The sequence below is a fragment of the Janthinobacterium longum genome, assembly GCF_051380735.1.
Classification (GTDB): domain Bacteria; phylum Pseudomonadota; class Gammaproteobacteria; order Burkholderiales; family Burkholderiaceae_D; genus Janthinobacterium.
On record NZ_JBNYXQ010000008.1, the window covers coordinates 80,479 to 103,951 of the forward strand.

At 64.4% G+C, this 23,473-nt stretch carries 19 protein-coding genes; 8 read left to right on the top strand and 11 right to left on the bottom strand.

The genetic code is table 11. The features are described 5' to 3' along the window. Window positions 1-50: 50 nt before the first annotated feature. From ACQ4WM_RS19080 to ACQ4WM_RS19090, 3 genes are read right to left on the bottom strand one after another with little or no spacing between them, the layout of a single operon-like run. Window positions 51-1,415: a sigma 54-interacting transcriptional regulator gene (locus ACQ4WM_RS19080; RefSeq protein ID WP_436548235.1), complete on the bottom strand. Its 1,365-nt coding sequence runs from the start codon at window positions 1,413-1,415 to the stop codon at window positions 51-53. Then, a complete protein-coding gene (locus tag ACQ4WM_RS19085) occupies window positions 1,412-1,951 on the bottom strand; it encodes a hypothetical protein (protein WP_436548236.1) in 540 nt (179 codons plus the stop codon). Before ACQ4WM_RS19085 ends, ACQ4WM_RS19080 begins: the two co-directional genes overlap by 4 nt. Further along, a complete protein-coding gene (locus tag ACQ4WM_RS19090) occupies window positions 1,948-3,360 on the bottom strand; it encodes a sensor histidine kinase (protein WP_436548237.1) in 1,413 nt (470 codons plus the stop codon). Before ACQ4WM_RS19090 ends, ACQ4WM_RS19085 begins: the two co-directional genes overlap by 4 nt. Window positions 3,361-3,609: 249 nt before the next feature. Here ACQ4WM_RS19090 and ACQ4WM_RS19095 point away from each other — a divergent pair, with 249 nt between their 5' ends. Next, a complete protein-coding gene (locus ACQ4WM_RS19095; protein ID WP_436548238.1) occupies window positions 3,610-6,501 on the top strand; it encodes an insulinase family protein in 2,892 nt (963 codons plus the stop codon). An 11-nt stretch (window positions 6,502-6,512) separates the two neighbouring features. Here the strand turns inward: ACQ4WM_RS19095 and ACQ4WM_RS19100 are convergent, their stop codons facing one another. The 3 genes from ACQ4WM_RS19100 to ACQ4WM_RS19110 all read right to left on the bottom strand — a co-directional run bounded on the left by ACQ4WM_RS19100 (window position 6,513) and on the right by ACQ4WM_RS19110 (window position 9,621). After that, window positions 6,513-7,979, bottom strand: coding sequence for an aminotransferase-like domain-containing protein (locus ACQ4WM_RS19100; protein WP_436548239.1), 1,467 nt, complete (start codon window positions 7,977-7,979; stop codon window positions 6,513-6,515). A gap of 10 nt (window positions 7,980-7,989) precedes the next feature. Then, window positions 7,990-8,574: a LysE family translocator gene (locus ACQ4WM_RS19105; protein ID WP_436548240.1), complete on the bottom strand. Its 585-nt coding sequence runs from the start codon at window positions 8,572-8,574 to the stop codon at window positions 7,990-7,992. Between the two features lie 144 nt (window positions 8,575-8,718). Next, window positions 8,719-9,621, bottom strand: a complete 903-nt coding sequence (locus ACQ4WM_RS19110; protein WP_436548241.1) for a LysR substrate-binding domain-containing protein — start codon at window positions 9,619-9,621, stop codon at window positions 8,719-8,721. A gap of 102 nt (window positions 9,622-9,723) precedes the next feature. On the opposite strand from ACQ4WM_RS19110, the gene ACQ4WM_RS19115 reads away from it, so the two are divergent. Continuing rightward, entirely contained in the window at window positions 9,724-10,986 is a 1,263-nt protein-coding gene (locus ACQ4WM_RS19115) for an MFS transporter (protein WP_436548242.1), read from the top strand. On the opposite strand, the gene ACQ4WM_RS19120 is transcribed toward ACQ4WM_RS19115, so the two are convergent. Continuing rightward, on the bottom strand, window positions 10,983-11,651 hold the full coding sequence (locus ACQ4WM_RS19120) for a helix-turn-helix transcriptional regulator (protein WP_436548243.1): 669 nt from the start codon (window positions 11,649-11,651) through the stop codon (window positions 10,983-10,985). The two genes, ACQ4WM_RS19115 and ACQ4WM_RS19120, sit on opposite strands and share 4 nt — an antisense overlap. Window positions 11,652-11,762: 111 nt before the next feature. On the opposite strand from ACQ4WM_RS19120, the gene ACQ4WM_RS19125 reads away from it, so the two are divergent. From ACQ4WM_RS19125 to ACQ4WM_RS19145, 5 genes are read left to right on the top strand one after another with little or no spacing between them, the layout of a single operon-like run. Further along, a complete protein-coding gene (locus ACQ4WM_RS19125) occupies window positions 11,763-12,242 on the top strand; it encodes a DUF2165 family protein (RefSeq protein WP_436548244.1) in 480 nt (159 codons plus the stop codon). Between the two features lie 24 nt (window positions 12,243-12,266). Then, window positions 12,267-13,349, top strand: a complete 1,083-nt coding sequence (locus ACQ4WM_RS19130) for an efflux RND transporter periplasmic adaptor subunit (RefSeq protein WP_436548245.1) — start codon at window positions 12,267-12,269, stop codon at window positions 13,347-13,349. Beyond that, window positions 13,346-16,441, top strand: a complete 3,096-nt coding sequence (locus ACQ4WM_RS19135) for a MexW/MexI family multidrug efflux RND transporter permease subunit (protein ID WP_436548246.1) — start codon at window positions 13,346-13,348, stop codon at window positions 16,439-16,441. The genes ACQ4WM_RS19130 and ACQ4WM_RS19135 overlap by 4 nt, the downstream gene beginning before the upstream one ends. Continuing rightward, a complete protein-coding gene (locus ACQ4WM_RS19140) occupies window positions 16,438-17,838 on the top strand; it encodes an efflux transporter outer membrane subunit (protein WP_436548247.1) in 1,401 nt (466 codons plus the stop codon). The genes ACQ4WM_RS19135 and ACQ4WM_RS19140 overlap by 4 nt, the downstream gene beginning before the upstream one ends. Before the next feature lie 17 nt (window positions 17,839-17,855). Continuing rightward, window positions 17,856-18,431 (top strand): DUF1349 domain-containing protein, encoded by a 576-nt coding sequence (locus ACQ4WM_RS19145; protein WP_436548248.1) that lies wholly within the window; start codon window positions 17,856-17,858, stop codon window positions 18,429-18,431. Here the strand turns inward: ACQ4WM_RS19145 and ACQ4WM_RS19150 are convergent, their stop codons facing one another. Beyond that, window positions 18,432-18,788 (bottom strand): hypothetical protein, encoded by a 357-nt coding sequence (locus ACQ4WM_RS19150; RefSeq protein WP_436548249.1) that lies wholly within the window; start codon window positions 18,786-18,788, stop codon window positions 18,432-18,434. Between the two features lie 289 nt (window positions 18,789-19,077). Here ACQ4WM_RS19150 and ACQ4WM_RS19155 point away from each other — a divergent pair, with 289 nt between their 5' ends. After that, window positions 19,078-20,031 carry a hypothetical protein gene (locus ACQ4WM_RS19155; RefSeq protein ID WP_436548250.1) on the top strand — a complete coding sequence of 318 codons (954 nt, stop codon included), beginning with the start codon at window positions 19,078-19,080 and terminating at the stop codon, window positions 20,029-20,031. Between the two features lie 48 nt (window positions 20,032-20,079). Here ACQ4WM_RS19155 and ACQ4WM_RS19160 read toward each other — a convergent pair whose 3' ends face one another. The 3 genes from ACQ4WM_RS19160 to ACQ4WM_RS19170 form a co-directional block, all read right to left on the bottom strand. Next, window positions 20,080-21,144 carry a bifunctional nicotinamide-nucleotide adenylyltransferase/Nudix hydroxylase gene (locus ACQ4WM_RS19160; RefSeq protein ID WP_436548251.1) on the bottom strand — a complete coding sequence of 355 codons (1,065 nt, stop codon included), beginning with the start codon at window positions 21,142-21,144 and terminating at the stop codon, window positions 20,080-20,082. Next, entirely contained in the window at window positions 21,141-22,856 is a 1,716-nt protein-coding gene (locus ACQ4WM_RS19165) for an NAD+ synthase (RefSeq protein WP_436548252.1), read from the bottom strand. The genes ACQ4WM_RS19160 and ACQ4WM_RS19165 overlap by 4 nt, the downstream gene beginning before the upstream one ends. 88 nt (window positions 22,857-22,944) lie before the next feature. Continuing rightward, window positions 22,945-23,457: a ClbS/DfsB family four-helix bundle protein gene (locus ACQ4WM_RS19170; protein WP_436548253.1), complete on the bottom strand. Its 513-nt coding sequence runs from the start codon at window positions 23,455-23,457 to the stop codon at window positions 22,945-22,947. Window positions 23,458-23,473: the final 16 nt, after the last annotated feature.

Below are 23,473 nucleotides of genomic sequence, written 5' to 3' on the forward strand. Positions count from 1 at the left end.
TATCAGGACTTTCAAACAACCCTTTGATTTCAAAGGATTATTTTTTGTCGCTAATCGGCGACAGGGTCATTTTCACCGCGGAACAGGGCCGGCGTCAGCTCGTATTTCTGCAGCAGGCGGTAGAACTCCGTGCGGTTGCGGTCGGCCAGTCGCGCGGCATCGGCCACGTTGCCGTCGGTCAGGCGCAGCAATTGAACCAGATAGTCGCGCTCGAAGCGCTGCTTGGCTTCGTTATAGCTGAGCGCTTCCAGTGACGGCACGCGCAAGGCGCGCTGTACCAGGCTCAGGGGCACCAGCGGCGCCGTGGCCAGCGCACACACTTGCTCCACCACATTGACCAGCTGGCGCACATTGCCGGGCCAGGGCGCGCTGACCAGGGCGGTCAGGGCGTCGGGTGCGAAACCGTTCAGCGGCTTCTGATACTTGTCGGCCAGCTTGTGCAGAAAATGATTTGCCAGCAGGGCGATATCTTCGCGGCGCTCGGCCAGCGGCGGCAGGGTCAGGGTCACCACGTTCAAACGGTAATACAGGTCTTCGCGAAATTGCCCTTCGGTCATCGCCACGTCCAGGTCGCGGTGGGTGGCCGACAGCAGGCGCACGTCGATCGGCCGCGTCTGGTCGGAGCCGACCGGGCGCACGGCCCGTTCCTGCAGTACGCGCAATAATTTGACTTGCAGCGGCAGCGGCATGTCGCCGATCTCGTCCAGGAACAGGGTGCCGCCATCGGCCGCCTGGAACAGGCCCTCGCGGTTGCCGACCGCCCCCGTAAACGAGCCTTTTACATGGCCGAACAATTCCGATTCCAGCAGTTGCTCGGGGATCGCGCCGCAATTGACGGCGATAAACGGCGCCGTGGCGCGGCGGCTGGCGTTGTGCAGCGCGCGCGCCAGCAATTCCTTGCCGGTGCCGCTGGGGCCGCGTATCAATATGCTGGCGTCCGACCCGGCCACCAGCCTGGCTTCGGCCAGCAGCTCGGCCATCTGCGCGCTACGGCTGATCAGCTCGGCGCGCCAGCTCTCGTCGCTGGACGCGGCGGCCGGCATCACGGTCGACAGCTTGACGGCGTAGGCCACTTTTTCCATCAGCGCCTTGCCGTCGAACGGTTTGGTCAGATACGCAAACGCGCCGCGCGCGGTGGCGTCGACGGCGTCGGGAATGGTACCGTGGGCCGTCAGCAGTATCACCGGCAGGGCAGAGTGCTGGCGGCGGATATCGTCGAACAGGGCCAGGCCGTCACGGCCCGGCAATTGCACGTCGGTAATCACCAGCGCCGGCAATTCGACCGCCAGGCGCGCCAGCGCCGCTTCCGCGCTGCCCACCGCCGTCACCCGATAGTTGCCGGCCTGCAGGCGGATCGTCAGCAGCCGCAGCAGGTCCGGATCATCATCGACCAACAAGATATGCGGCTGGCTCATTTTGGCGCTCCCGCAGCAGGGCGCACCGACAGGCTGCGCTCGATATTTTTCAGCGCTTCGAGTTTTTCATTGAGCAAGTCGTTGCGGCGCTGGGCATCGCGCACCTGGCCATTGAGTCTTTCCACCGCCTCGTCCTGGCGCCGCAAGTCGGCATACTGGCCAGAAAGGAACTGCGCCAGCGGCGCCAGCAGTTTCGCTTCATCGCTGGAGGCTTGCGTGACCGAATCGAGCAGGGTTTGCGCGCGCGCCAGCTCGCCAGGCGTGCGCAGGATGGCCTGCAGCATGGCGCGGCGTATGGTGTTTTGCGGCGCATGGTCGGCGCGCGACAGTTCCAGCTGCGCTTTCACCAGTTCGGATGGCGTCATCAACCGCAGGCTGGCCTGATAAGCCAACAGCTCGGTGAGCTTGGGATCGGCAACAACCACGATGCGCGGCGGCGTTTGCACCAGCACAGGTGTCTGTTTGGGCGGTGGCGCGGCGCAGCCGGCCAGAAACATGCTGGCGGCCAATAGCGGCACGGAAAGTTTGATCATCATAAAGGCAGTTCTATCCGAAAGTGAGCGCCGGCCGGGCGCGGTAAAAGAAGGACGCGGCCATCGTGGGCGGCAATATATTCGCGTACGATGGACAGGCCGATGCCATTGCCGCTGCGAGCACCAGCCACCTGGCGCACGCCCTGGTAAAACGGCTCGAATATGCGTTCGGCGTCTTCTGGCGCAACACCGGCGCCCTGGTCGATGCAGTCGATGCGGACGCAGCCTTGGTCACCGGACAATTCAAAGCGCACGCTGCCCCCCTCCGGGCTGAAGCGCACCGCGTTTGACAGCAGGTTGGCCAGCACGGTGGCCAGTTTGTCGCGATCAATTTGCACCACCAGCGAGCCGCCGCGCACATCGATCGTCAACCGGCGCGCCTGCCATTGCAATTGCTGCGTCACCACGACTTCGTGCAGCAGCGCCAGCAGGTCTACCTTGCTGTGTACCAGATGCTGAGCATCAAAGGCGGCGGTATTGTAGCGCAGCAGGTCTTCGATCTGGGTTTGCAAGGAGGCCGTGTTCTGCTGCAGGATGCCGGCGATTTCACGCTGGCCATCGCTGAGTTTGCCGGCCACCTCGTCTTCCAGCAAGGCCACGCCTTCGCGCAGCGCCGCCAGCGGGGTTTTCAGTTCGTGCGAGATATGGCGCAAAAAACGTTCCTTGTCGGCATCCAGGCTGGCCAGGCGCTGGCGCAGCCAGTCCAGCTGCTGGCCCAGCAAGCGCGTATCGGCAGGGCCACCGACGACGATGGTCTGGTCGTAACGTTTGTCACCGAGGCGTTCGATGGCGCGCTCGATGCGGCGCAGCGGACGCGACAGCAGAAAACCGAAACAGGTGGCCAGCACCGCCGCCAGCACCACGGCGCCGATCACCAGCAGGCCCAGCAGGCGGCGCTGGCGTTCGAGTTCCACCAATAAATCGTCATTGCGGCTGCCGATTTCCGTCTTGCTGTCGCGCGCCACCGTGTCATTGATCTGCGCCATGCGCACAAAGGCGCGCGACACCACCGCATGGCCGTCGCGCTTGCGCTTCTTGCCCGCCTGCAATACTTCCCAGGCCGACTCGGCCTGCGCCATCCATTCGTCGGCCAGTTGCGGCGCAAAGTGCGGCGTGGCGCGGTTCAGCACGTTCAAGGCGGCGGCCGCTTCCTCGCGCGCGGCCGCATAGCGCTCGCGAAACACGGGGTCATCGAGCACCATGAACTGGCGCGCGCTGCGCTCCATCGCCTGCGTGCGTTCGGCCAGGCGCTGCGATTGTTCCGTCAGGGTAATCGCCTGCGCCGCCGTGTCGCGCCCCAGTTGGGCCAGGTGTTCCAAGGTCAACAGGGCTTGCACGGAAGTGGCCGCCATGATGCCGGCCGTCAGGATAAACGCGGCAAACAGCAGTTGGCGAAATGACAGTCTGGACAAGGGGTGGCCTTCGGCTTGGAAGCGTGGGAAAAGGCGCATGGTACGCCAAGGCCGCATCCCATGACGCCGCCTTGCCTGCTGTCGGGGCTGCCGGCGGCGCGCTGCGAATAGTCCTAGTACAATAGGAAAACCCTGAAAACACTGTGGCTGGCGCCGGGTACTGGCTTTTCGCCAGGTTGACCCCAGATAGTAGCCAGCCCGAGCGCATTACACTCCATCAGACCACCCAGAACAGAGATCCCATACCGCATGAGCACATTTGAAAAAGTCAGCAGCAACTTCATTCCAGTCTTGCAGGCAACCATCGAGCAATACGTCGAGCCCGCCTCAGGCATGCGCCATATCCATATGCATACCGAGCAGGCTGAAATGGTGTTCCTGGTGGCTTTTCCCACCGTGCCCGAAGTAAGCGATGGCCGCGCGCATATCCTGGAGCACCTGGCCTTGTGCGGCTCGGCCCGCTACCCGGTGCGCGATCCCTTTTTCTCGATGCTGCGCCGCTCGACGGCCACCTTCATGAATGCGATGACCTACCCGGACCGCACCGTGTATCCGTTCGCCAGCACCGACCGCAAGGATTTCTTCAATCTGCTGGACGTCTACCTGGACGCCGCCTTTTTCCCGAATCTCGATTACCTGAACTTCCGCCAGGAAGGCTGGCGCCATGCTTTCGAAGGCGACAAACTGGTGTACCAGGGCATCGTCTTCAATGAAATGAAGGGCGCTTTCAACAGCCCCATGCGTGCGCTCGACAGCGGCATTGCCAGCACCTTGCTCAAGGGCACGACGTACGAAGTGGAATCGGGCGGCGATCCGCTCGATATTCCCGACCTGACGCACGAGATGCTGAAAGAATTTCACGCCAGCCACTACCACCCGTCGCAAGCCGTGATCATGACCGCCGGCAATATCGAAGCGTCAGCGGTGCAGGAACAGGTAGCGGCCAAGGTATTGTCCAAACTGAGCGGCTTTTCACCACGCCGTTTGCCGCAGCTGGCACCCGCCTGGACGGCGCCACAGGAAAACGTGGTGAAGATTCCGTCGCAGGAAGCGCGCGATGATGAATTCGGCCTGCAATTCGCATGGCTCTTGGGCGAGTCGTCCGACCCGCTGGCGTTTTATCACGCGCATTTGCTGTCGGCAGGTTTGCTGGGCGAATCGTCGGCGCCCGTGATGCGCGCCATGGAATCGGCTGGCTACGGCCGCCCGTCGGACATGAACGGCCGCGACGCCGGCACGCGCCAGATGGTGTTCCATATCGGCATGGAAGGCCTGACGGAAGAGCAGATTGCGGATGCCCACGCGCGCATCTGGGCCGCGCTGGAAGAAACAGCGGAAGAGGGCATTCCGGCCGCCGTGCTGCATGCGGCACTGCGCGACATCAAATACGGCCAGCGCGAAATCAGCAGCGGCCGCATGCCTTACGGCCTGGGCCGCTTGTTGCACGCGCTGCCGCTGGCCATGTATGACGGCGACGTGATGGACGCCTTTGACAATACGGCCATCCTGGAAACGCTGGAAAAGCAGATCGACGACCCGGAATTCTTCAAGCAGCTGGTGCGCGACCTGATCGCCAACCCGACCCGTTTGACCACCCGCGTGGTACCGGATGCCGGCTTCTTCACGGAACGCGCGGCACAGGAAGACGCGAAACTGGCCGCGCTGCAAGCGAGCCTGACGGAGGAGCAGCGCGCGCATATCGTGGCCGAGTCCGCCGCACTCGACGCCCACCAGCAACTGCCGTCGAACTCGGAAGTGCTGCCGCGCATCCGCCCGAGCGACGTCAGCGCCCATCCGCGCCCGGCGCTGGCGATTCCCGAGGCTGTCAACGGCGCGGTGGCGTTTTCGATCGCCTCGAACGGCATCAGCTACGCCAACGTGCTGTACGACGTGTCGCACCTGCCGGAAGCGTCGTGGCCATGGCTGCGTTTGTACACCGACCTGGCGCCGGAACTGGGCGTGGGCGAGATGTCGTTCGACGACGCCAGCGCCTGGCGCCAGAGCATGGTGCCGTCGTTCCATATCGGCCTGGAAGCAATTCCCCGCCCGCAACAGACCATGCGCGTGGAACTGTCGTTCTCGGCCAGCGGCCTGCGCGAAGAACACGAAGCAATCGCCGCCGTGCTGTCGGCCTGGATTGCCAAGCCGCGCTTCGATGAAGAAGAGCGCCTGGCATTCCTGATCGAAAGCCTGGTACAGGACAAACTTTCGAGCCTGGCAGAATCGGGCAGCCGCTACGCCATGCTGGCCTCGACCGCGCCGCTGTCGCCGACGCGCCGCTTCGACGACATCATCGGCGGCCCGGCTGCGCTGCCGTTCTACCGCCGCCTGCAGCAGTTAAGCAAGACCTCCGAGGGCTTGCAGGAAATCGCACGCGAACTCGACGCTCTGCACGCCCATATCATCGCCCAGCCACCAACTGTGCTGTGCGCCGGCCTCGACCAGGACGGCGTGATCCTGGCCGGCCTGCTGGACCTGCCCAAGGTCGACGCGGCAGCCGCCAGGGAAGAGGTCGTGGAAGAGGGTGCAGTGAACGCCCCGCCGGTGGTGCCGATGCCGCTGGCCAATACGGCCCTGCATGCCACCAGCCAGATCAACCATTGCTTCGTCTCCTGGACCGTGCCCGGCGTGCATAGTCCCGACGCAGCAGCGCTGGCGGTGGCGGCCGAACTGATGACCAACCAGGTGCTGCATACTGCGCTGCGCGAAAAAGGCGGCGCCTATGGCGGCAGCGCCAGCTATGCTGCCGGTGCGGGTACCTTTACCCTGAGTTCCTACCGCGATCCGCGCCTGGCCGGCACGTATGCCGACTTCGACCTGACGTTGACGCAGATCCTCGACGGCGATTTTTCGCAGGAACAGGTCGAAGAAGCCATCATCTGCGTGATCAAGGGCCTGGACAAACCGCATTCGCCGTATGCCGAAGCGCTGACGGCCTGGAACATGCAGCAGCGCGGCACCACGGAAGCGGTGCGCCAGCAGTTCCGCACCGGTGTGCTGACCTGCACCCTGGAGCAGATCAAGGCCGTCACCCGCACCTGGCTGAAAGACGGCCAGCCGAGCCGCGCCGCGTTTGCGGGCAATACGACGCAAGACCTGGCAGGCCTGGAAGTGGTGGATTTGCTGGCGCTGGCGAGCTGATCCAGGCAGCGTCAGGACTTGCCTTCAATACTGGCCGCGCCGCTGGCGCGCGCCAGGCTTGAGCGTGCGCCAGCCACCGCACGCAGGCGTGCTTCAAGGTAGGCGCTCACGCGTGGATGCTGGCTGAAGGCAACGTTGAAGCGTATGTACTGGTTGGGCGTGTCGTTGGCCGAGAACGCGGCGCCGCGCATCAGCAGGATCTTGTTGCGGTAGGCGTCCTGTACCAGCAAGTCCACATCCAGCCCTTCGGGCATGGTGCCCCACAAGAAAATTCCTGCGTCGCCGTGCTGTTCGAACAGCACGCCGGCCGCGCTCAGTTGCTGCGTGCTGGCGTTGCGCGCCACCATGATCTTGCGTTGCAGCCGCTCAAGGTGCTTGCGCAGGTTGCCGGCCTTGAGCACTTCAAGCAGCACGTATTCGTTCAGTGCCGGCAAGGTCATGATGGCGTGGATCTTGGTTCGCATCAGCAGCTTGAGCAGGGAGGGTGCTGCGGCCAGGTAGCCCATGCGCAGAGCCGGGCTCAGCGCCTTGCACAGGCTGGAATAGTAGATGACGCCGTCCAGTCCGGACAGCGATGCCAGCCGCGTGCTGTGGGCCTGCTGGAAATGGCCGTGCACGTCGTCTTCGGCGATCAGGAAGCCATACTGCTGCGCCATCATCAGCACCTTGTGCAGGTTGGCGGCGCTGCTGCTCCAGCCGGTGGGATTGTGCAAGGCCGTCTGCACGAACAGCAGGCGCGGACGGTGCGCGCGGCACGCCGCTTCCAGTTCGTCCAGGTCGAGGCCATCGGGGCGGCGCTTGACGGGCACCAGGCGCACGCCGTCCTGGCGCAGCCTGCCGAACATCAGGAAGTAGCCGGGGTCTTCCACCAGCACCGTATCGCCGGGCTGCAGAAACGTGCGGCAGATCAGATCGATGGCATGGGTGCCGCCGAACGTGGTGAGGACGTGGCTGGCGTCCGCAGCGATGCCGATGCCGCGCAACAACAGCGCGATCTGCTCGCGCAGTTCGGCCAGCCCTTGCGGCGGACAGCGCGAGGCCATGCCGGCCGCGCTGCGCGCCAGGCCACGTTGCACGGCGGCCGCCGGCAGCGCGTCCTGCAGCCAGGTGGGCGGCAAGGCGCCGCTGCTGGCCAGCAGCACGCCGGGCCGCTGGTCGTTGACCTGCTGGCTCAGCCACACCGCTTCCTGCTCCTGGCCCGCTTCCAGCGCCACCTCGTCGGGAATGGCGCGGCTGGCGTCAGTGGGTGCACAGACGAAGAAGCCCGCCGTGCCGTGCGTAGCGATGACGCCTGCCGCCACCAGCCTGTCATAAGCCACCACCACGGTGTTGGTGCTCACGGCGAGTTGCGTGGCGAGCTGGCGGATCGACGGCAGCCTGGTTCCGCCAGGCAGGACGCGTTGCGCGATCTGCTGGCGCAGTGCGGCCTCGATCTGCTTGAACAGGGCGATGGGTGAGGAGCGGTCGATGGCGAACATGGTTGGAAGTCTAGCGTAAAAACATCACGGCCAGCACCAGCAGGATGGCGCCCATCGCCAGATTGAATATGCGCTGGTTGCGCGGTGCTTTGAGCACGCTGCGGATCGAGACGCCGAACAGCGCCCACATGGCGTTGCACGGCATGCCGACCACGGTGCCGATGACGGACACCAGCAGCGCACTGGCGAACATATTGCCCTGCGAAGGCATGAAGACCGAGGCCATGGTGACCGCCTTGAGCCAGCTCTTGGGGTTCAGCGCCTGAAACAGCGCCGCCTGCGCAAACGACACGGCCTTCGGTGCGCTGCTTCCCGCCACCGGGGCGCCGGCAAGCTTCCAGGCCAAAAACATCAGGTACAGCGCACCCGCAATCCGCAATACCTGCTGCACCATCGGATACGCAACAAACACGCTGCCCAGCCCGACGCACATCAGCATGGTCTGTACCAAGATGCCGAGCTGGATGCCGAGGATAGCCGGCAGCGCACCGCGATAGCCGAAATTGGCGCCAGTGGTAGCCAGCATGACGTTGTTTGGCCCGGGCGTGGCGGACATCACAAAGCAATAGCTCATCAGTGGCAGCAAGTCGATCATGGCAGGCAGTCGCAGCGTGGAGAAGGCCCCAGTCTGGACGCATGGCACGGCAGCGACAAGGCACAATGCGGCGCAGACAAGCACATGCTGTATCAGTCGAACGACTGCTACAGCCTGGCCGATCGCCGCCGCAGTGCGCGATAGTCAATCGTCCTGCACGCCCTGCAAGGTATCGGCCAGCAGGGCGGCCAGCCGCTCGACGGGCGGGCGCGGCGTGTGCGCGGCGCGCAGCAGTTCCAGCGACAGCGAAGGCAGCGCGGGCAGGCCTGCCTCCACCGCATCGAGCACGCAGACCGAGGCCGGCAAGCCGTAAGCGGTGCGCACCGTCACGCCCAGGCCGGCAGCGGCCGCCGCCCACAGGCCAGCCAGGCTGGGGCTGGTAAATGCGATGCGCCAGGCGATGCCGGCGCGGTCCAGCGCCTCGGTGGCGCAGCGCTGGAATAAACAGGGGCGGTCAAACGCGATCAGCGGCAGCGGTTCGCCCGATTGCGGCTGCCATGGCAGGGTGGGCGAAGCGATCCAGCGCATCTCTGGCGTGGCGATCAGGGTGCGCCGCTGCGCCTGCCAGCCAGTCAGGTCCTGCATGCCGCTGCAGCCCCACAGCAGCGCCAGGTCGAGCTGGTCCAGCTGCAGGCGTTCCATCAAATCCGTATTGCGCGCCACATGCGCTTCGATGCGCACCTTGGGATGGGCACGCGCAAAGCGCCCCAGGACGGCAGGCAGCAGCGCCTCGCCAAAGTCTTCCTGCAAGCCCAACCGGACCCAGCCTTCCAGTTCCACTCCGCGCAGGGCGACGGCGGCCTCGTCGTTCAGCTCGACCATGCGGCGCGCATAGCCGAGCAGCACGTCACCGGCGTCCGTCAGCGCCAGGCCACGGCCCGACTTGCGAAACAGCGGCAGGCCGGCCTGCTCTTCCAGTTTTTTCAGTTGCGCACTGACGGCCGAGGTGGAACGGCCCACTTTATCGGCCGCGCGCGCAAAGCTGCCCAGCTCGATGCCGGCCACATAGCTGCGCAGGAAAGCGATATCAAAATTGAGTACGTTCATAACCGTCCGGTTTCATCGAACAATCAGATAAAAATTATCTGATATTCAGAATCATCGTACTGCGTAACACTGGCATGGTCAATTACAGCTTTCTCTTCCATCATGCCTGCTTCCTGCCCTGCCATCGTCTCCTCCGTCCCGACCTTCAACACTGCCCATCGCTGGAAAGTGCTGGGGGTCGGCGTAGCCGCCAACGCCAGTTTTTCAGCCTGCGCCAACGGCATGCCGACCACCGCCATCTGGCTGCGCAGCGGCTACCACCTGAGCAATACCGAACTGGGGGTGGCGCTGGGCGCCATGGGCCTGGGCGTGGCGCTGTCCGAACTGCCATGGGGCATGGCCACCGACCGCTGGGGTGACCGGCCCGTGCTGCTGACCGGCTTGCTCGGCACCCTGCTGGCCCTGCTCACCTTGATGCTGTGGATTACGCCGCAGGGCGCGGCCGTGCCATCGCTGACGTCCTTGGCAAGCGGCCTGGCGCTGGTGGGCGTATTGGGCGGCAGCGTCAATGGTGCCAGCGGCCGCGCCGTGATGCGCTGGTTCGGCGCGGGCGAGCGCGGTTTTGCGATGAGCATCCGGCAGACAGCCGTGCCACTGGGTGGTGGCCTGGGTGCGCTGCTGTTGCCCACCCTGGCTGCCCGCTACGGCTTTGTACCGGTGTTTGGCGTGCTGGGCCTTTTCTGCGCCGTGACGGCCTTGCTGACATGGCGCTGGATGCATGAACCCGCTTTCACTGCCGAGCCCGCCAGAGGCCCGCAAAACGCGTCCATGGGCTTACCTGATGGCAAGCCTTCGACGCCAGTCTCGCCACTGCAGAATCGCCAGGTGTGGCGCATGGTGGCCGGCATCGGCGTGCTGTGCGTGCCGCAGTTTGCCATACTCAGCTACGCCACCGTGTTCCTGCACGACCATGGCCACCTGGGCCTGGCGCAGATCACGTCCGTCATGGTGATCCTGCAACTGGGTGCGATGGTGATGCGCATCTGGAGCGGGCGCCATACGGACCGCCATGCGAATCGCCCGGCCTACCTGCGCGGCTCGGTACTGGTGGCGCTGGCCTCGTTCCTGCTGCTGGCCGGCGTGGCGGGGCTTTCCGCACCTGGCTGGCTGCTGATGGCAGCGGTGATCGTGGCCGGCGTCTGCGTATCGGCCTGGCATGGCGTGGCGTACACGGAACTGGCGACGCTGGCCGGTGCGGCCAGCGCCGGCACCGCACTGGGCATGGCCAATACAGCCGTGTATGTGGGCTTGTTCGCGACGCCCGTGGTACTGCCGCACTTGCTGGCGGCCAGCAGCTGGGCCTGGGTCTGGCTGGCGGCGGCGCTGGTGGCGCTGCTTGCCTGGCCGCTGTTTCCCCGGCCTTAGGACAACAGGGAAATCCGGTACACGCAGCGCATGGCATTGGCCAGCACGTGCTGCTCGCGCACCACGCTGGCCGAGGGCCCCACCACTTCCTGGAACAGCTGCAGCTCGGAGCGGCAAAAGCCCTGGCAGGTACGCGCGGCGGCGCAGATCGGGCAGTGGTCTTCGATCAGCAGCCAATCGTCACCATCGGGTTCCACCCGGGCCATATAACCCTCTTCGTCGCGGATGGCCGCCAGTTGCGCCAGACGCGTCGGCAAGTCCGGCGCCGAACAAGCCAGCGCATAGGCGCTGCGGCTTTCTTTTTCGCGCTGGGTGATCAGCTGGTTCAGTCCTTCCTCGCCAAACAACTGGCGCACCGAGCCAATCAGCTTGATCGTCAGCTGCGCATGCGTGTCGGGAAAACGCGCATGGCCCGCTTCGGTCAGCACCCAGTTCTGGCGCGGCCGCCCGGCGCCGCTTTGCACCTCCTGCCTTCCTTCGATCAAGCCCGCCGTCACCAGCTTTTGCACTTGCTGGCGCGCCGCCTCGCCCGTCATGACCAGGGTCTTGGCCAGCGCAGACGTGGAGACGGGACCCTTGGTCTTGATGAAATACAGGATGCGTTCCGTCGTCTGCGGGGCCGCAGCGCTGTCGCCATTATCCAAACGTTTACTTGTGTAATTCATTTTGCTCAACTATGATGGGGTCAGTTAACCAACCTATTGCTTGCATAATAGACTGATAGCACTGTGCTGTCGAGAATTCCATGCCGGCAAGCTTTTTTGACGGGAACGACCATGCCGCTACACGATACCATTTTGCTGTTTCAAACCGTGCTCGCCACAGGCCTGGCTTGCTGGCTCAGCATTGCCGCCATCAACAATCTGCACGCCTTTCATGGTGCTGTCTGGGCCATCGGCAATACCATGCGCATGGACCCGCTGCGCCAGGACCCAACCGTGGAAACACCGCTGCTGCGCCGGGCTTCGAGGTCGCTGACCTTGCACCGGCTGGCGCTGCTGGTGGTGCTGGCGCTGCAACTGGCTGCCGCCATTGCTGCCTGGACCGGCGTGGCCCTGTTCGTCAGCGCCGGCATCAGCGACGCACTGCCGTGGCTCAATCTTGCCTTGTGCGCGATGGCGGCGTTCCTGCTGCTGATGCACATAGGTGGCCTGTGGTTCGGCTACTGGATCGCGCAGGAAAGCTTGCAAACCACCCATCTGGTGCTGCTGCTGTTCACCCTGTCGCTGTTCTTCCTGTTTAACGCGCGGCTCTGACGCGCCCTTCCCGAAAGACTCATCATGAAAATCAGATTTGCCGGCGCTGGCGCGCTGGCCATCACGCTCGCGGTGGCGGGCATCATCACGTACCCACGCCTCGAATCGCACGCTGCCGTCGCAGTGTCGCCGCCGGCCACCAAGGTGGCGCTGGCGCCGGTGCTGGCCGGCACCCAGCAACGATTTTTCACCGGCGTCGGCGAGCTGGAAGCGGCGCGCCAGGTGCAGGTAGCGGCCGAAACAGGGGGGCGCATTACCGCCATCCGCTTTGCCTCGGGCCAGCAGGTCAGGGCTGGCGAGGTACTGGTGCAGCTCAACGACGCGCCGGAACAAGCCAGCCTGCTGCGCCTGCGCGCGCAGTTGCATAACGCCGTGACCAGCTACCAGCGCACCCTTCAGCTGGTGCAGGATAAAGCCGCCACGCAGGAGCAGCTCGATGCGGCGCTGGCCGCACGCGACGCAGCCTTGGGCGAAGTGCGCCAGACCGAGGCGCTGATCGCGCAAAAGACCATCCGCGCGCCATTTTCCGGCCAGATGGGCATTCGCCGCGTGCATGCCGGCCAGTACCTGAACCCCGCCGATACGGTGGCCAGCCTGGTCGACACCAGGTCGCTGCTGGTGAATTTTTCTCTCGATGAACAGGGCAGCAGCAAGCTCGCACCCGGGCAGGCGGTGCAGGTGACGGTCGACGCTGATCCCGATCAGGTATTTGCGGCGAAGATCAGTGCCATAGATCCCTTGATTTCACGTGCGCGCATGGTGCAGGTGCAGGCGACGCTGGACAATCCGGGCGGCGCGCTGAAGGCCGGCATGTATGCCAATGTGAAGGTGGCACAGGCCGGCAAGGCACAGCAGCAACTGACGGTGCCGGAAACGGCCGTCACCTACAGCGCTTATGGCGACACGGTGTTTGTCGCGCAGCAGGGCAAAGCGTTGACCGTCAAGCGCGTGGCCGTCACCCTGGGAGAACGTGCCGACGGCAGGGTAGAAATCGTCAAGGGTCTGGCGGCGGGCCAGCAGGTGGTCGCCTCGGGCCAGCTGAAACTGGCTGACGGCATGGCGGTGCAGGCGGTCGCCAATACCCTGGAAAAGGAAAACCTGCGATGAGATTCACCGACCTGTTCGTGCGCCGCCCCGTGCTGGCTCTGGTGATCAGCAGCCTGATCGTGATGCTTGGCATGCTCGCCATCAAGCAGCTGCCGGTGCGCCAATACCCCATGCTGGAATCGTCGACCATTACCATCGCCACCAGCTATCCGGGTGCCTCGGCCGACCTGATGCAGGGCTTTGTCACGCAGCCGATCGCGCAAGCCGTATCGTCGGTGGAAGGCATCGATTACCTGACGTCATCGTCGGTGCAGGGCAGCAGCCTGGTCACTGTGCGCATGGAGCTGAATCGCGATTCAACCCAGGCGCTGACGGAGGTCATGACCAAGGTCAACCAGGTACGCTACAAGCTGCCCGAAGGCGCGTTCGATCCCGTGATCGAACGCTCGGCCGGCGACTCCACCGCCGTGGCCTATGTCGGCTTTGCCAGCAATACGGTCTCGGCGGCGCAGCTCACCGACTACCTGGCGCGCGTGGTGCAGCCGATGTTCTCCACCATCGCCGGCGTGGCAAAAGTGGAGACCTTCGGCGGCCAGCAACTGGCCATGCGGCTGTGGATCGATCCGGCAAAACTGGCGGCGCGGGGACTGACGGCGTCAGACGTGGCGAACGCCGTGCGGCGCAATAACTACCAGGCCGCACCCGGCAAAATAAAGGGGCAATTCGTCGTCTCCAATATCAGCGTCAATACGGATCTCACCAGCGTGGCGCAGTTTCGCGAGATGGTAATTGCCAATCGCAAGGACGATGGCGGTGCGCTGATACGGCTGAAGGATATCGGCACGGTGGAACTGGGTGCGGCCGCCAGTGAAACCAGCGCCAGCATGGACGGCGTGCCGGCCGTGCACCTGGGCCTGTTCCCCACGCCCGGCGGCAATCCTCTGGTGATCGTCGACGGCATCAAAAAACTGCTGCCCGACATACAAAAAACCCTGCCGCCCGGCGTCAGGGTGGAGCTGGCGTTCGAGACGGCGCGCTTTATCCAGGCCTCGATCGATGAAGTGGCGCACACGCTGCTCGAAGCCCTGGCGATCGTGGTGCTGGTGATCTGGTTGTGCATGGGCTCCTTGCGCTCGGTCCTGATCCCGGTGGTGACGATTCCGCTGTCGATGCTGGGTGCGGCCGCGCTGATGCTGGCCTTTGGTTTCAGCATCAATCTGCTGACGCTGTTGGCGATGGTGCTGGCCGTGGGGCTGGTGGTCGACGACGCCATCGTGGTGGTGGAAAACGTGCATCGCCATATCGAGGAAGGCAAGACGCCGGTGGCGGCGGCACTGGTGGGCGCGCGCGAAGTGGCCGGCCCCGTGATCGCCATGACGATCACCCTGGCGGCCGTGTATGCACCGATCGGCATGATGGGGGGCCTGACCGGCGCGCTGTTCAGGGAATTCGCGCTGACCCTGGCCGGCGCGGTGGTGGTGTCGGGCGTGGTGGCATTGACCCTGTCACCGGTCATGAGTTCCTTTCTGCTGCAGCCAAAAACCTCGGAAGGGCGCATGGCGCGCGCCGCCGAACATTTTTTTGCTGGCCTTACGGGCCGCTATGCACGCCTGCTGGCCTGGTCGCTGGGGCGCCGCTGGCTCAGCGGCGGCTTTGCCTTGCTGGTGATGGTCAGCCTGCCATTTCTGTATTTGCTGCCGCAGCGCGAACTGGCGCCGTCGGAAGACCAGGCCAGCGTGCTGACGGCCATCAAGGCGCCGCAGCACGCCAACCTCGATTACGTCGAGCGATTTTCAAGCAAGCTTGAACAGATCTACCGGCGCACGCCGGAGACGGCATCGACCTGGATCATCAACGGCAGCAACGGCCCGGCGTCCAGCATCGGCGGCATCAACCTGACACCGTGGGGCGAGCGTGCACGCAATGCGGCCGTGATCCAGGCCGAGCTGCAGCAGGCCGTGGGCGACGTCGAAGGCACCAGCATTTTCGCCTTCCAGATGGCACCCCTGCCCGGGTCGAGCGGTGGCCTGCCGGTGCAGCTGGTGCTGCGCAGCGCGCAGGATTACGCCACCCTGTATCGCACCATGGAAGAGATCAAGCAGCGTGCCCGCGCCAGCGGCCTGTTTGCCGTGGTCGACAGCGACCTCGATTACAACAACCCGGTGCTCAAAGTGCGCGTGGACCGTTCAAAAGCCCACAGCCTGGGCGTGCAGATGCAGGATATCGGCGAGTCACTGGCGGTGCTGGTGGGCGAGAACTACCTGAACCGCTTCGGTCTAGATGGCCGCGCCTATGACGTGATCGCGCAAAGCCCGCGCGCCCAGCGTTTGACGGCGCAGGCGCTAACGCAGCAATACGTGCGCGCCGACGACGCAAGCCTGGTGCCGCTGTCCGGCCTGGTGACGTTGACGCAGGAGGTCGAGCCAAACCAGCTGACCCAGTTCAACCAGCAAAACGCCGCCACCTTCCAGGGCGTACCCGCGCCCGGCGTCACCCTGGGCGATGCGGTGGCCTTCCTCGACGGCGTGGCAAAAAACCTGCCGCCCGGTTTCAGCTACGACTGGCAATCCGACGCACGTCAGTTCGCCACCGAAGGCAATGCGCTGCTGCTGGCGTTTCTGGCGGCCGTGATCGTGATCTACCTGGTACTGGCGGCCCAATATGAAAGCCTGATGGATCCCTTGATCATCCTGATTACGGTGCCGCTGTCGATCTGCGGCGCCCTGATTCCGCTGGCGCTGGGCTGGGCCACCATCAATATCTACACGCAGATCGGCCTGGTGACCCTGATCGGCCTGATCAGCAAACACGGCATTTTGATGGTGGAGTTTGCCAACGAATTGCAGGTGCAGGAACAGCGAGACCGGGCCAGCGCGATCGCCCGCGCGGCGCAGATCCGCTTGCGCCCCATCCTGATGACGACAGCCGCCATGGTGGTGGGCCTGGTGCCGCTACTGTTCGCTTCCGGCGCAGGCGCCAACAGCCGTTTCGGCCTGGGCGTGGTGATCGTCTCGGGCATGCTGGTCGGCACCGTGTTTACCCTGTTCGTGCTGCCGACCATGTACACCTTTTTGGCCCGCAATCACGCCGCCGGCGATACCAGCGCACGCGCCCGGGCGCTGTCGCAAGCCACCGCACCACAAGGATCATGATGAACCAGAAAACCCTTGCCTTCTCGCTGGCGTCACTGCTGCTGGCCGGCTGCGCTGTCAGCCCCGCCTATGTCACGCCAGGCACGCCAAAGATCACGCTGGCCAGCCCCCAGCAAACGCAGTTCAAAGGTGCCGACAGCAGCGCCAGCAGCACGCCATGGTGGACCTTTTTCGATGATACGGTGCTGACGCAACTGATCACCGCAGCGCTCGCGCACAACCTCGATATCGCCCAGGCGCAAGCAAACCTGCTGGCGGCGCGCGCCGTGTTTGACGAGCGCCAGCTCGACCGGCTGCCCGCCGTCACCGGTCAGGCCGGCTGGCAGCGCAAGGTAGAACAGACCACGCCCGAGACACGCAGTACCACCGCCAGCACTCGCCTCGGTCTCGATGCGCAGTGGGAGCTCGACCTGTTCGGTCGCCTGGGCCATATCAGCCGCTCGGCGCAGGCGCGCGCTGGTGCCGCGCAAGCCGATCTGCGCCAGGTGCAGCTGGTGATCGCGGCCGAGGTGGCGCGCAATTACTACCAGGCGCTGGGCGATCAACAAGGCCTGGCGCTGGCACAATCTCAGGTCGACAGCTGGCGCGAAACGGTGGCACTGATCGACGCGCGCCTGGCGGCCGGCAGCGGCCTGCCGGAAGAACGGCAGAACGCGCTGGCCAACCTGGCGCGCAGCGAGGCCGCGCTGCCGCCATTGCAGGCCAGCTTGCGCCAGGCCCGGTACCGGCTCGATGTGCTTGGCGGGCAGGCGCCGGGCGCCACCGCGCTGCTCTTGACCGCCCCCATGGCGGCGCCGCTGGCCGGCCAGCTGCCGCTGGGCGACGTCAACCTGCTGATTAAGCAGCGGCCCGACGTGGTGCGCGCCGAGCGCCTGCTGGCCGCCTCCACCGAAGACGTGGGCGCGGCCACCGCCGAGCTGTATCCGCGGGTCAGCCTCGGTGGCTTTATCGGCTTTTTCGCGCTGCGCGGCAGCAGCGTGCTTGACGGCGGCGCACGCGCCTTTGCGCTGGCACCCGCCATCAGCCATCCGGCGTTCCGGCTGGGCAGCGCCCGGGCGCGCGTGCGCGGCACGCAGGCCGTGGCGCAAGGCGCGCTGGCCGCTTATCAACAGGCAATGCTGGTGGCGCAGGAAGAGGTGGAAAACGCCGTCACGCAACTGGTGGAAAATCAAACGCGGCTGGCCTCCTTGCTACAATCGGCACGCCACGCCAGCGCTGCGCGGCAGATCGCCGACACGCGTTACCAGGCGGGTGCCGGCAGCTACCAGGCGGTGCTGGAAAACCAGCGCGCCCTGTACGACATACGACGCGAAGCGCTGCAGTCGGAAACCGCCTCCTATACCAGTGCGATCGCGCTATACCAGGCGCTGGGATGGGGACTGCACAATGATATGTAAGCCACCGAGGAGACACGATGTTTGAACTGGCAAACTGGTTGAACCAGCCGAAAAAATGGACGCTGGAAGACAGCATGCTGCGCGTCACCAGCGACGACAAGAGCGACTTCTGGCGCAAGACCAGCTACGGTTTCATCCGCGACAGTGGCCATTTTTTCGGCATGGCCACCGATGGCGATTTCACGGCGCAGGTGCACGTGGCCGGGCACTATGTCACCTTGTACGACCAGGCCGGACTGATGGTGCGCATCGATGAGGAACACTGGATCAAGTGCGGCGTCGAGTTTTCCGACGGCCAGCTATGGCTGAGCACCGTACTGACGGCGGATACATCCGATTGGGCGGTCAGCGCGGCGCCGGCCATGCCCGACGGCTTCTGGCTGCGCGTGACCGTCAGTGCAGGCGTAATCCGGGTGCAGTATTCGGTCGATGGCAAGTTGTGGCCGCTGTTGCGCCTGGCGCCATTTCCTGTAGCCGACCGCTATCTGGTGGGGCCGATGTGCTGTACCCCGGAACGCGGCGGGCTGGAGGTGGCGTTTTCGCAATTTACCGTCGGTCCGGCGCTGCGCAAGGACCTCCACGATCTGAGCTGATCACTCATGCACATTGAGCGAACGGTGAATCTCTTTTGATTCGTTGCGGCCTGGCCGGTCGTCGGCCAGCTTGCCCGCTTCGCTTTGCGGCTGCTGGCCCGAGCCCTTGACGTTGGCATGGCTGTCCGGCTTGCCCAGGGTGTGCATGTTTTCCTGCTCGACCGGATCGGGTCCGCCTTGCGGCGTGATCACATCGTTGGCCCAGTGGCCGCTGTTGGCAGTGCCGCTGGATATCTTGCCACCGCCCTGGTTGGCATACGGATCGCCGGCGGCCTTGTCGGCGTCGGTCTTGTCGATCCGCGTATTGCGACCCTGGTCAGTCGGGTGCTGTGGGGTATTGCCGTGTTTTTCGTCCATGATGGCTCCTCGGTTCAGGTGTCATTCCATGCTAACGGTGCCAGCGCGGCTTCAAAATAGGCGTGCGGCGTGGCCGCTTGTAGGAAAAATGCCCGACCTTTCGGCACGATTTTCGGGGTACGCCAATAGGGGCCATGTGAAACCATTCCCGCACGGAAAAGGAAAGACGCGCTGGCGTTTTTCGTCCTAGACTAGTGCCACGACTGCAGGCGCTGCCTTTTATAAAAGGGCAGGCTGCGGCTACAGCGAATGATGCATTGACCTTATCCCTTACCGATCGGAGACCATCATGGCACAGACTTTGGCAGCAGTATTTGACAACCGCGCATCAGCTGAAAGCGCACGGCAAAAATTGATCGCCTCGGGCTTCGGCAGCGAGCGCATCCGCCTCAATGACTCCGCCAGCGACTACAGCGGCGTCCCTTCGGCTACCTCGACCGTGGCCAATACCACCGGGCGCGACGACGACGGCTTTGTCGCCAGCATCAAGCATTTCTTTGCCGACCTGTTCGGCAGCCATGAAGACCGCTATGTGTATGCAGAAGCCGTTTCGCGTGGCCACGTGGTGCTGACACTGGAAAGCGCCAGCGATGCGGAAATCGACCGCGCCAGCGATATCGTGGAAGACTTCGGCCCGCTCAATATCGAAGAGCATAGCGAGCAGTGGCGTGCCGGCGGCTGGAGCCGCGACGACAGCACCACCGGCGCAGGCTATGCCGGCAGCAGCGCGGGCAACCTCAGCGGCAGTAGTGCCGCCAGCCTGCAGGCGCAGTCGGGCAGCCTGTCGCAGCAAACCACGCCGCTGGGTGCGGGCGCGGAACTGGGCATTAATCCGACCGTTCCTGTCGGCAACCTCAGCCAGACATCGACCGTCTCGCAGCAGTTCGCCCGCGATGATACGCCAGACTTTATCCAGCCAGGCGGTGCAACCAGCCTGGGCGGCACGCGCAATGTACGTACCTACCCGCGCGTCGACACGCTGTCGAACGATATCGTCGCCGACGAACAGTACTACCGCAGCCACTGGGATGCGACCTATCTTTCCACTGGTGGGCGTTTCGAGGACTACGATCCGGCCTACCGCTATGGCCGCTCGATGGCCGGCAGCGACACCTATCGCGGCCGTCCATGGGATGAAGTGGAACCCGACCTGCGCAGCAACTGGGAACATACGTACCCGCAGTCAACCTGGGACAACTTCAAGGATGCCGTGCGTCACGGCTGGAATCGTTTGACGACGTAAGGCGCTTCCATTGCAGAGTGCTGACGCTGCGTCGGCACTCTTCCTTCTTCAGCGCTCTTCCTTGGTCAGCTTCAGAAAGTGATTCAGGATATGAAAATGATCCTCGAAAAACTGTTCCTCCATTGCCGGCAGCGAGGCCAGCGGCAGCCACTGGGCCAGCGCCGCGTCGTCGGCGGCGGACACTTCCGGTAACTGGCTGGTGTGCAGGTTGAAATGGTGGGCGTGCGTAATGGTGCGCCCGCGCTGGCTACGGTCCGGGTGATCGAACACGGCCACCCCGACCAGCGCCTCTTCCAAGGTCGGCCCCAGCACCCCCAGCTGCGTTTCTTCCGCAAGTTCCCTGATCGCCCCCTGCAGCAAGCGTTCGCGCGGCTCCAGAAAGCCGCCCGGCAGCGCCCACAAGCCCTTGCCCGGATAACCGCCGCGTTTCACCAGCAGCACATGGCCACCGGTCTGCACCAGCGCGTCGACGGTGCTGAAAATCGGCGCATACGGCGCCGTGCGCCAGCGCGTTTTATACGCTTCGATGGCACGGTGTTCCTGCACCAAAGGTGCGTACCACGGCAGCATGGTCCACGCTTTCACGTACTGGGCGATGGCCCTGGGCAGCAATTGCGCCAGCGCACCAAGCGACACATCGACATCTTCCGCTTCGAACAGCACCTTGCGGATCGCCGTGGCGCCGATCGGGGCGCTGGCGTCGATCTCCTGGTTCAGCATCTGCCACTGCGGAAAATGGTGCAGATAATAGCTGGTGGCGTCCTTGAAGCAAGCCACCAGCGCCACGCGCGACGCCTGCGGCACGGCGCCGGCCACCGCGCGGCGCACGCTGTCGGCCCACAGGCCATCATCATAGTAATCACGCACGGCCACGTAATGCACGCGCTCTCGCTGCGCCTCGGGCAGGCTGGCAGCTATCATGGCGGCCCGCTCCTGCCACGTAAACGGGTTCTTCGGGCTGCGCGCATGGAAGGCGGAACCTAGCACCACCACCACCTGTGCGGCGCTGGACAAGGCGGCCCGCAACAGGCCCGCATGGCCGCTGTGAAACGGCTGGAAGCGGCCGATCAATACCGCGCAGTCAAAGGAAGGGTTCAGGCTTGCTGCGTTCATGCTGCGTCTCCGGTAGGGTAGTGGGCGGCGATCGGCAACTGGCGGCCGCTGCCAAAGGCGCGCGAGCGCACGCGGATAATCGGCGCCGCCTGGCGCCGCTTGTATTCATTGCGCGCCACCATGCCAAGGATGCGCGTGACCAGGCGTCGCCCTTGCTCGCTCTCGCGCAGCTGGTCGACAAAGGCCAGCGCCTGCGCGCTTTCGTGCGCCGGCAGCCGGTTGCCCTCGATATGCCACTTTAAAATTTCATCGAGCACGGGGTAGGGCGGCAGGCTGTCGGTGTCGCGCTGGCCAGGCGCCAGCTCGGCCGATGGCGGCTTGTCGAGCACGGCTGCAGGTATCAGTTCGCGCCCGGCGCTGGCGTTCACATGGCGCGACAGGGCGAACACTTCCGTCTTGTACAGGTCGCCGATCAGACCCAGGCCGCCATTGGTGTCGCCATACAGGGTGCAGTAGCCAACCGAGATTTCGCTTTTGTTGCCGGTGGTCAGCAGCAGCGCGCCAAACGCATTCGAGTATTCCATCAAGATGGTGCCGCGCACGCGCGCCTGCAGGTTTTCCAGCGGCAGGCCGGCCAATCTGCCGTCGAACGCGGCCGCATAACCGCTTTCATACTGCGCCACGATATCGCGGATCGGGTGCGTCAGCAGGGTGATGCCCAGGTTGTCGCACAGCGCTACCGAATCGGTGACCGAGCCGGCACTGGAAAACACCGAAGGCATGGTGATGCCGACGACGTTGTCCGCGCCCAGCGCTTCGACAGCCAGCGCCAGGGTCAGCGCCGAATCGATGCCGCCCGAACAGCCGACCACCACTTTTGTAAATTTGCAGCGGCGCGCATAGTCGGAGAGGCCCAGCACGATCTGACGGCGCGCAAACTCCAGCGCCGGGATGCCTTCCACATCGGGAACAGGGAAGGGCTGGCCGCCGGGCTGGCTGAACTGGCCGGCGTCAAAACGCAGCAATTGAAAATCTTCCACGAAACGGGCCGCCTCGAACTGCACCCCGGCCGTCGGCGAAATGGCGAACGAGGCGCCGTCGAACACCAGCTGGTCGTGGCCGCCAACCTGGTTGACGAACAGCAGCGGAAGATCGAGGCGGCGGCAGGCGGCGCCGAACACCGCATGGCGCAGCGCGCGCTTGCCGATATCGGACGGGCTGGCGTTGATGCTGACCACCAGGTCGGGACGCGCTGCCTGCAGGGTGGCGAAGGGATTGGCGGCGTAGGCACGGCCTTCATCGTTCCAGCCGTCTTCGCAGATCATGAAGCCAACCCGGTGGCCGGCCACGTCGAGCGTGCAGGCCACCGGCGGGCCGGCCTCGAAATGGCGGCCCTCGTCAAAGATGCCGTAGGTAGGCAGCAGCTGCTTGTAGTATTCGGCAACGATCTGGCCATCGCGGATCGCCAGCAAGGCGTTATACAGCGGTTTGCCGGGGCCAGGATTGGGCCGCGCCGTACCGAGCACGGTCACCAGCGCCGGCCAGCGTTTCGAGGCCTGCAGCACCGCCTGCAGCGCCGCATCCATATTGCGCAAAAAGGCGGTGTCTTCGAACAGGTCGCCCGGGTAATAGGCGCTCAGCGTCAGTTCGGAAAACACCACCATGTGCGCGCCCTCATGGCTGGCGCGGCGCATGTTGTCAATCACGGCGGCGGTGTTGGCGTCAAAGTCGCCGATGGTGAAATTGCGCTGGGCAAGGGCAATCGAGAGCATGGTGTCTTCTTTCAGTCAAAAACGCGTAATGCGCTATCGTGCCTGAAAACAGACAAATCGTGCTGATACAATCGTGCAAGGTCGTGCGCTACAGGGTTTTCAGCCAGGCGCGCAAGCGGGTGCGCGCATTGGCATAGGGGGACGAGGTATTTAGCTGGATCATGCGGCCCATGGTGTACTGCTTGTACCACGGCTCACCATAAAGCTGCCCATCGTCGCTCGCTTCCACCAGTGCCACCAGTTTTGCATTGGCCTGCGCCAGGCGGTGCAATAACTGCGCCATATCGAGCTGGGCATGGTCAACATAAAACTGCTGCGCCAGCGCACCGAGTTGGTTCCACGTGAAACCTTCGGCAGGAAAAGCAATCTCTGCGACAGATTTTCCCTCACGCAGCTGCGCATGCCAGTGCAACACCAGCTCGTTCCAGCCCACCAGATAGGACAGCAGATCGCATACGCTGATGCGCGTGCCGGCGACATGGCCATCGAGCACCAGCTCGCGCGCAAGGCCGGGCGGCACGCGTGCCAGGTCCTGCTGCAGCCTGGCGTAACTGGTGTCGATGGCGTCCAGTAATGCCTGCCGATTGTGCGGAATGGTCATGACGCTTCCTTCCAGG

Bases quoted from the DNA above. Each gene is read 5' to 3' on its own strand.
- ACQ4WM_RS19130 (WP_436548245.1), top strand. From the start codon at position 12,267: ATGAAAATCAGATTTGCCGGCGCTGGCGCGCTGGCCATCACGCTCGCG.
- ACQ4WM_RS19120 (WP_436548243.1), bottom strand. From the start codon at position 11,651: ATGAATTACACAAGTAAACGTTTGGATAATGGCGACAGCGCTGCGGCC.
- ACQ4WM_RS19080 (WP_436548235.1), bottom strand. From the start codon at position 1,415: ATGAGCCAGCCGCATATCTTGTTGGTCGATGATGATCCGGACCTGCTG.
- ACQ4WM_RS19150 (WP_436548249.1), bottom strand. From the start codon at position 18,788: ATGGACGAAAAACACGGCAATACCCCACAGCACCCGACTGACCAGGGT.
- ACQ4WM_RS19105 (WP_436548240.1), bottom strand. From the start codon at position 8,574: ATGATCGACTTGCTGCCACTGATGAGCTATTGCTTTGTGATGTCCGCC.
- ACQ4WM_RS19100 (WP_436548239.1), bottom strand. From the start codon at position 7,979: ATGTTCGCCATCGACCGCTCCTCACCCATCGCCCTGTTCAAGCAGATC.
- ACQ4WM_RS19155 (WP_436548250.1), top strand. From the start codon at position 19,078: ATGGCACAGACTTTGGCAGCAGTATTTGACAACCGCGCATCAGCTGAA.
- ACQ4WM_RS19110 (WP_436548241.1), bottom strand. From the start codon at position 9,621: ATGAACGTACTCAATTTTGATATCGCTTTCCTGCGCAGCTATGTGGCC.
- ACQ4WM_RS19095 (WP_436548238.1), top strand. From the start codon at position 3,610: ATGAGCACATTTGAAAAAGTCAGCAGCAACTTCATTCCAGTCTTGCAG.
- ACQ4WM_RS19085 (WP_436548236.1), bottom strand. From the start codon at position 1,951: ATGATGATCAAACTTTCCGTGCCGCTATTGGCCGCCAGCATGTTTCTG.
- ACQ4WM_RS19170 (WP_436548253.1), bottom strand. From the start codon at position 23,457: ATGACCATTCCGCACAATCGGCAGGCATTACTGGACGCCATCGACACC.
- ACQ4WM_RS19125 (WP_436548244.1), top strand. From the start codon at position 11,763: ATGCCGCTACACGATACCATTTTGCTGTTTCAAACCGTGCTCGCCACA.
- ACQ4WM_RS19135 (WP_436548246.1), top strand. From the start codon at position 13,346: ATGAGATTCACCGACCTGTTCGTGCGCCGCCCCGTGCTGGCTCTGGTG.
- ACQ4WM_RS19145 (WP_436548248.1), top strand. From the start codon at position 17,856: ATGTTTGAACTGGCAAACTGGTTGAACCAGCCGAAAAAATGGACGCTG.
- ACQ4WM_RS19115 (WP_436548242.1), top strand. From the start codon at position 9,724: ATGCCTGCTTCCTGCCCTGCCATCGTCTCCTCCGTCCCGACCTTCAAC.
- ACQ4WM_RS19160 (WP_436548251.1), bottom strand. From the start codon at position 21,144: ATGAACGCAGCAAGCCTGAACCCTTCCTTTGACTGCGCGGTATTGATC.
- ACQ4WM_RS19165 (WP_436548252.1), bottom strand. From the start codon at position 22,856: ATGCTCTCGATTGCCCTTGCCCAGCGCAATTTCACCATCGGCGACTTT.
- ACQ4WM_RS19140 (WP_436548247.1), top strand. From the start codon at position 16,438: ATGATGAACCAGAAAACCCTTGCCTTCTCGCTGGCGTCACTGCTGCTG.